The sequence below is a fragment of the Streptomyces hesseae genome (assembly GCF_031845785.1).
GTDB classification, from domain to species: Bacteria; Actinomycetota; Actinomycetes; order Streptomycetales; family Streptomycetaceae; genus Streptomyces; species Streptomyces hesseae.
Genome location: NZ_JAVRFI010000048.1, coordinates 1 through 6,459, shown reverse-complemented (window position 1 = coordinate 6,459; position 6,459 = coordinate 1). Strand labels below are relative to the sequence as shown.

5 protein-coding genes are annotated in these 6,459 nt (G+C 74.8%); 4 read left to right on the top strand and 1 reads right to left on the bottom strand.

The annotated features are described in order from the left end of the window. Nucleotides 1-46: 46 nt before the first annotated feature. Complete coding sequence (locus RM609_RS34080) at nucleotides 47-1,441, bottom strand: S41 family peptidase (RefSeq protein ID WP_311616547.1); 1,395 nt, start codon at nucleotides 1,439-1,441, stop codon at nucleotides 47-49. A 121-nt stretch (nucleotides 1,442-1,562) separates the two neighbouring features. On the opposite strand from RM609_RS34080, the gene recN reads away from it, so the two are divergent. The 4 genes from recN (at nucleotide 1,563) to RM609_RS34060 (ending at nucleotide 6,193) form a co-directional block, all read left to right on the top strand. Next, nucleotides 1,563-3,314: a DNA repair protein RecN gene (gene recN, locus RM609_RS34075; RefSeq protein ID WP_311616546.1), complete on the top strand. Its 1,752-nt coding sequence runs from the start codon at nucleotides 1,563-1,565 to the stop codon at nucleotides 3,312-3,314. A 51-nt stretch (nucleotides 3,315-3,365) separates the two neighbouring features. After that, a complete protein-coding gene (locus tag RM609_RS34070; protein WP_311616545.1) occupies nucleotides 3,366-4,184 on the top strand; it encodes an ATP-grasp domain-containing protein in 819 nt (272 codons plus the stop codon). Continuing rightward, nucleotides 4,181-4,927, top strand: a complete 747-nt coding sequence (locus RM609_RS34065; RefSeq protein ID WP_311616544.1) for a hypothetical protein — start codon at nucleotides 4,181-4,183, stop codon at nucleotides 4,925-4,927. Before RM609_RS34070 ends, RM609_RS34065 begins: the two co-directional genes overlap by 4 nt. A gap of 135 nt (nucleotides 4,928-5,062) precedes the next feature. Beyond that, a complete protein-coding gene (locus RM609_RS34060; protein WP_311616543.1) occupies nucleotides 5,063-6,193 on the top strand; it encodes a glycosyltransferase family 4 protein in 1,131 nt (376 codons plus the stop codon). Nucleotides 6,194-6,459 lie beyond the last annotated feature (266 nt).

Here is a 6,459-nt window from a genome sequence, read left to right as displayed (position 1 = left end):
GGTGGGCGATATCCCGCGCCGAAGGCGCGGGCACCCCCACCGGCGGTCAGCCGGACGTCAGGCGCCGTCGCGCTTCCGTGAGTGCCGAATCCCGCCCCGCCGCGAACTCCGCGTCCGTGAAGACCGGCGTGCGAACGTCCGGCGCGATCCCGTCCCCGTCGTACGACCGCCCCGTCCCCGCGTCGCGGAACACCTCGTTCGGCAGCCCGAACCGCCATTCGTTGGGCAGCCGCCGCTCGAGAACGTCGGAGAACGACCCGTTGGTGTTCTGCCCGATCCGGACCACTCCCGGCGCGCGTCCCATCAGCGCCTGCGTCGTCGTCTCGCCCGCACTGATCGTCAGCCGCCCGGTGAGGAGCGCGACCGGTCCGGTGTAGACCGGGCCGCCGCGGTGCGGAAGCACCCGTACCGGCTCGGCGGGCGTGAACTTCCCCGGGTTCCCGGGATCGTTGCGCGCCTGCTTGAGGTAGGCCGTGTAGGGGCGGTTCGTGAGGCGTTCGGCCACGTGGAGGCCCAGCCGGTCCGAGCCGCCGCCGTTGAAGCGGAGGTCGAGGACCAGGCCGCGCAGGGACCGTACCCGCTGGGGGGTGAAGACGGCGTCCAGCGCGCGGTCGAGTTCGGCGCTGTCCGCCTCGAAGGTGTGGTCGTCGGTGTAGTTGACGAAGCCGGTCAGGCGCAGATAGCCCGTCCCGTCCGGGAGCTCGGCGAAGGCGATCTTGCCCTTGCCGTGGCCCTGTCCCCACTCCTGGAGCCGGTCGGCGCCGACCTGGGCGGCGATCGACGCGTCGATCTTCTTGATCAGTTCCTCGGAGGGGAACGGCGTATCCGCGCGGTGGCCGCCGAAGCAGTTGTCCGGCTTCGCGCGGCAGTCGCCACGCGTCACGTACGTGTGCCCGTCGTGCAGCGGCTCGACCATCTTGGTGAGGATCGTGAACAGCTCGTCGTCCGTGGTCCGGTTCGTTATGTGGGGGCGGTAGCGGTCGCGGACCGCCTGCCAGTCGACGCCCTTCATCTTGAAAAAGGGGTAGTTCTCCGCGTATGTCTGCCAGAAGGTGTCGAAGACGGCCCTGGCGTCCTTCGCCGGCTTCGGGTCTCGGCAGGTGGCGGGCAGGGCGGCTACGCGCCGCAGGGTGCGGTGGCCGACGGAGCCCGCCCAGCCGAGCCGGGCCCGGCCCGGGCCCGTCGGCTCCAGCGTGGCCGTGGTGGGGGTCAGCTCGGTGACGTCGCCCGGCAGACAGCCGATTCCCGTCGTCTCGTACTCGCGCATCCGCCGGCCCCCGTCCTCGACGGAGAGGACCGTGCCGTAGCCGTCCATCCGCCACACGCCGTCGAGGGCCCCCGCGGCGGAGGCGGGCGTTCCGGAGACGGTGACGGTGGTGAGGGCGGCGGCGGTGGAAAGGATGAAGGCTGCGGCATGACGGCCGCGAACGCGCGTGATCATGCTTTCAGCCTGCCCTCCCAAGGGTCCTCGCCGCGATGGGGCCATCACCCGGACCGGTGGTGGGGACAGCCCCAGGGAGGTTGGTGGGGGAGCCCGTCGCGAGGGGGCCCCGGAACCTCGTATGGTCGTATCCGTGTTGGAGGAAATGCGGATCCGGTCCTTGGGCGTCATTGACGACGCTGTGGTCGAGCTGTCGCCCGGTTTCACGGCGGTGACCGGCGAGACCGGTGCCGGCAAGACCATGGTCGTCACCAGTCTCGGGCTGCTGCTCGGCGGGCGCGCCGACCCCGCGCTGGTGCGGATGGGTGCCAAGGCGGCCGTGGTCGAGGGGCGGCTCGCCCTCGACGGTCGCTCGCCCGTGGCCGTACGGGCCGGGGAGGCAGGCGCCGAGCTGGACGACGGGACGCTGCTCATCAGCCGTACCCTCTCCGCCGAGGGACGGTCGCGTGCCCATCTGGGCGGGCGGAGCGTGCCCGTGGGGCTGCTGGGCGAGCTGGCCGACGACTTGGTGGCCGTGCACGGGCAGACCGACCAGCAGGGGCTGCTGAGGCCCGCCCGGCAGCGGCAGGCCCTCGACCGGTACGCCGGTGACGCGGTCGCCGCGCCGCTGGCCAAGTACGCGGACGCCTACCGGCGGCTGCGGGCCGTCGCCGCCGAGCTGGGCGAGCTCACCGAGCGCGCGCGGGAGCGTGCCCAGGAGGCCGACCTGCTGCGCTTCGGCCTCGACGAGGTCGCCGCGACCGAGCCCCTGCCCGGCGAGGACGCCGAGCTCTCCGCCGAGGCCGAGCGGCTCCGCCACGCCGAGTCCCTCGCCTCCGCCGCCACCGCCTCGCACGCCGCGCTCGCGGGCGACCCCGAGGACCCCGAGGGCGTCGACGCCGGCACCCTCGTCGCGGGCGCCCACCGGGCCCTCGCCGCCGTGCGCTCCCACGACCCGGCCCTCGCGGCGCTCGCCGACCGGCTCGGCGAGGTCGGCATCCTCCTCGCCGATGTGGCGGGCGAGCTCGCCTCGTACGCCTCCGGCCTGGACGCCGACCCCCGTCGCCTCGCCGCCGTGGAGGAGCGCCGCGCCTCCCTCGCCCACCTCACCCGCAAGTACGGCGCGGACATCGTGGGAGTCCTGGCCTGGGCCGAGACGAGCGCCGCCCGCCTCGCCGAGCTCGACGGCGACGACGACCGCATCGGCGAGCTCACCGCCGAGCGCGACGCGCTGCGCACCGAACTCGGCGGGCTCGCCCAGGAGCTGACCGACGCCCGTACCGAGGCGGCGAAGCGATTCGCCGACGCGGTCACCGCCGAGCTCGCCTCGCTCGCCATGCCGCACGCCAGGGTGACCTTCGCCATCCGGCAGAACGAGACCGCCGACCCCGACTCCGGCGTCGAGGTCGGCGGCCGCGCCGTCACCTTCGGCCCGCACGGCGCCGACGACGTCGAACTCCTCCTCGCCCCCCACCCCGGCGCCCAGCCGCGCCCCATCGCCAAGGGCGCCTCGGGCGGCGAGCTCTCCCGGGTGATGCTCGCCGTCGAGGTCGTCTTCGCGGGTTCCGACCCCGTGCCGACGTACCTCTTCGACGAGGTCGACGCCGGAGTCGGCGGCAAGGCCGCCGTCGAGGTCGGCCGGCGGCTGGCCAAGCTGGCGCGCACCGCCCAGGTCGTGGTCGTCACCCACCTGCCGCAGGTGGCCGCGTTCGCCGACCGCCACCTCGTCGTGGAGAAGACCCACGACGGCACCGTCACCCGCAGCGGGGTGAAGGCCATGGAGGGCGAGGACCGCATCCGCGAGCTCTCCCGGATGCTGGCCGGCCAGGAGGACTCCCAGCTGGCCCGGGCACACGCGGAGGAGCTGCTCCAGGCGGCCCGAGCGGGAAGCTGAGCACGGGGGCCGGGTAGGTTGGGGCGGGCCAGAACGATCTTCAGGAGCACCATGACTGCCCGGCCCCGCGTCCTCTATGTCACCGACCTCGCCTACGAGGCCAAGGGACGGCGGTACTGCGACGAGGACATTCACCTCACCTCCCGGCTCCGCGCGGACTTCGACATCGCGCTGTGCCACCCCGGGGAAGCGGTCGCCCTGATGGACGCCTTCGACGCGGTCGTCGTCCGCAACAGCGGACCCGTGCTGACCCACCAGGAGCAGTACGACGCCTTCCGCGCCCGCGCCCTGGAGACCGGCAAGCCCGTCCACAACCAGCTGACCGGCAAGGCCGACATGCTCGGCAAGCGGTACCTGCTCGACCTGACCGCCGCCGGATACCCGGTCATCCCCACCGTCGACCGCGCCGAGGACCTCCACCGCCTCCCCGAGGCCGCCGGGTACGTGCTCAAGCCCAAGGCGGGCGCGGACTCCATAGGGCTGCGCTTCGTCCCCCGCGTCGAGCCCGCCGACCTGACCGGCGACGTCCTCGCCCAGCCGCGCATCGACTTCCGCTACGAGGTGTCGTTCTACTTCGTCGACCACGACTTCCAGTACGCCCTCTACGCACCCCACCCCGACCGCCGGTGGGCCCTGGAGCGCTACGAGCCCACGGCCGAGGACCTGGACTTCGCCCGGCGCTTCATCGCCTGGAACGACATCGAGCACGGTATCCAGCGCGTGGACGCCTGCCGCACGCCGGAAGGCGGCCTCCTCCTGGTCGAGCTGGAGGACCTCAACCCCTACCTCTCCCTGGACCTCCTCGACGACGCGACCCGCGACGCCTTCGTCGACCGGTTCAAGAAGTCCCTCCACGGCCTCCTCGCATGAAGAGGACACTGACCACGGCCGCCGCGGTGGCCCGCGGGACGTACGGGACGCTGCGCCGCACCCGCCCCGGCGGGGACGCCCTGTGGAACCGGACGAACCACGCCGGCCGCACCGTCACCCTCTGCGCCGGACCGGCGACCGCGCTCGGCACGGCGACGGCCATCGTCTCCGCCCGCGCCCTGCCCGCCCGGCACCGGTGGGCCGGCGCGCTGACCGTGCTGACGGCCGGGGCCTGCGGGGCGTACGACGACGTCGCGGGGGACGACCGGCGCGGCTTCCGGGCCCATCTGTCGGCGCTGCGCCGGGGTGAGGTCACCAGCGGCGCGGTCAAACTCCTCGGCATCGGCGCGGCGGGCCTCGCCGCCGGGGCCGTACTCAAGGAACGGCCCCTCGACCGGCTGCTGGCCGGAGTGGTGATCGCCGGATCCGCCCACGCGGTCAACCTGCTGGACGTCCGCCCCGCCCGGGCCGCGGGCGCGGTGCTGGCGCTCGGCGCGGGCGGGCTGCTGCGCGGCGGCACCGGCGCGGCCCTGGCCGCCGCCCCCGTGGGCGCGGCGGCGGCCCTGCTGGCCGACGACGCGGCCGGCCGCACGATGCTGGGCGACACCGGCGCGCACGCGCTCGGCGCGGGTCTGGGCCTGGCGGTCGTGGGTGCCAACGGCCGTGCGGGGCTGGCCTTCCACGCCGCCGTACTGGTGGCCGCGACCATCGCCGCCGACGCACGGAATCCCCAAAGCGGGTGAATCCGGGGCTCTACGGGCGAGGTAGGACGGGCCGACCTCGTGCCAGTGGTGCCGGGACACAGGCGGGTGCTGGCATCCTGGCCTGAGCACCTCGCCGTACGCCCCGCCCGACGTCGACTCAGGAGCTTCCCCCGCGTGAGCAGTACACCCGTTCCCTCGCACGGGCGGCCGCTGCTGCACGCCGTACAGGTCCTGGGCGGCGGGAGCGCGGGGAGCGGGGCGCACGTACGGTCGCTGGCGGGCGGGCTGGTGGCACGAGGCCTGCGCGTGACGGTGTGCGGGCCGCCGGCGACGGGGGAACGCTACGGGTTCACCGGCTCCGGTGCGGCTTTCTCCCCGCTCAACCCGGAGGCGAGCGCCCAGGCGGTGGCGGGCATCCGCGCCGCGAGCGAGGGCGCCGACGTGGTCCACGCGCACGGGCTGCGCTCCGGGACGCTCGCGGCGCTGGCCCTGCGCGGGCGGACCGTGCCGCTGGTGGTCACCTGGCACGCGCGGGCCCGCGCGGAGGGGTTCCTGCTCCGGCTGATGGAGCGTCAGGCGGCGCGGGCGGCGGCCGTACTGCTCGGCGCCACCCCCGACCTCGTCGACCGGGCCCGCCGGCGCGGCGCGCGCGACGCCCGGCTGGCGCCGGTGGCGCTGCCGGCGCCGCGCAGTGTGCCACCGGCGACGGAGGACGACGACTACCTGCGCTTCAAGGCCCGCGCCGAACTGGGCGCGGTGGCCCGCCCCCTGCTCGTCACCGTCGGCCGCCTGGAGCCGGACGAGGGCCACGGCCCCCTCCTGGACGCGGCGAGGCTCTGGCGGGACCTCGACCCGGAACCCCTGCTCATCATGGCGGGCGAGGGCGGCGAACGTTCCGCTCTGCAGCGGCGCATCACGGAGGAGGCACTCCCGGTGCTGCTGGTGGGGCGGCGGGACGACGTCCCCGAGCTGCTGGCGGCGGCGGACGTGGCGATCCTGCCCAGCCGCTGGGAGGGCAGCCCCCTGCTGGCGCAGGAGGCGCTGCTGAGCGGTGTGCCCTTGGTCGCCACGTCGGTGGGGGGCGTCCCCGATTTCGTCGGGGACGCGGCGGAACTCGTCCCCTACGGTGACGCGACCGCCCTCGCGGAGGCGGTCTCCCGCCTGCTGGCGGACCCACTGCGGTGCGCGAACCTCGTCGCGGCGGGGAGGGCACGGGCGGCGGGGTGGCCGTCGGAGGACGACACGGTGGCGCATGTGCTCAGCGTGTACGACGAGCTCATTGCCGCCGCGGCAGGGCGCCCGTAGCTTTCCGTCTGACCGCCGGTGGGGGTGCCCGCGCCTGGCGGCGCGGGATTTCGCCCACCCTCCCCCAGCTACCGCTGGGAGGTGCCCCCAGCCCGATTGCCCGGAACGTGAGGGGGCGGGGTGGGGTGGATGGGCCCTGGTAGGGGCGTAAAGAGCTCTTCGCCGCTGGAGCCAAGGACGGGGCACCCTTCACCGAAGTGGCAGGCACCGCGAAGAGGTCAGCCCCGTAAGGGCCCGTCCACCCCCCCCCGCCCCCCTCCCCCCCC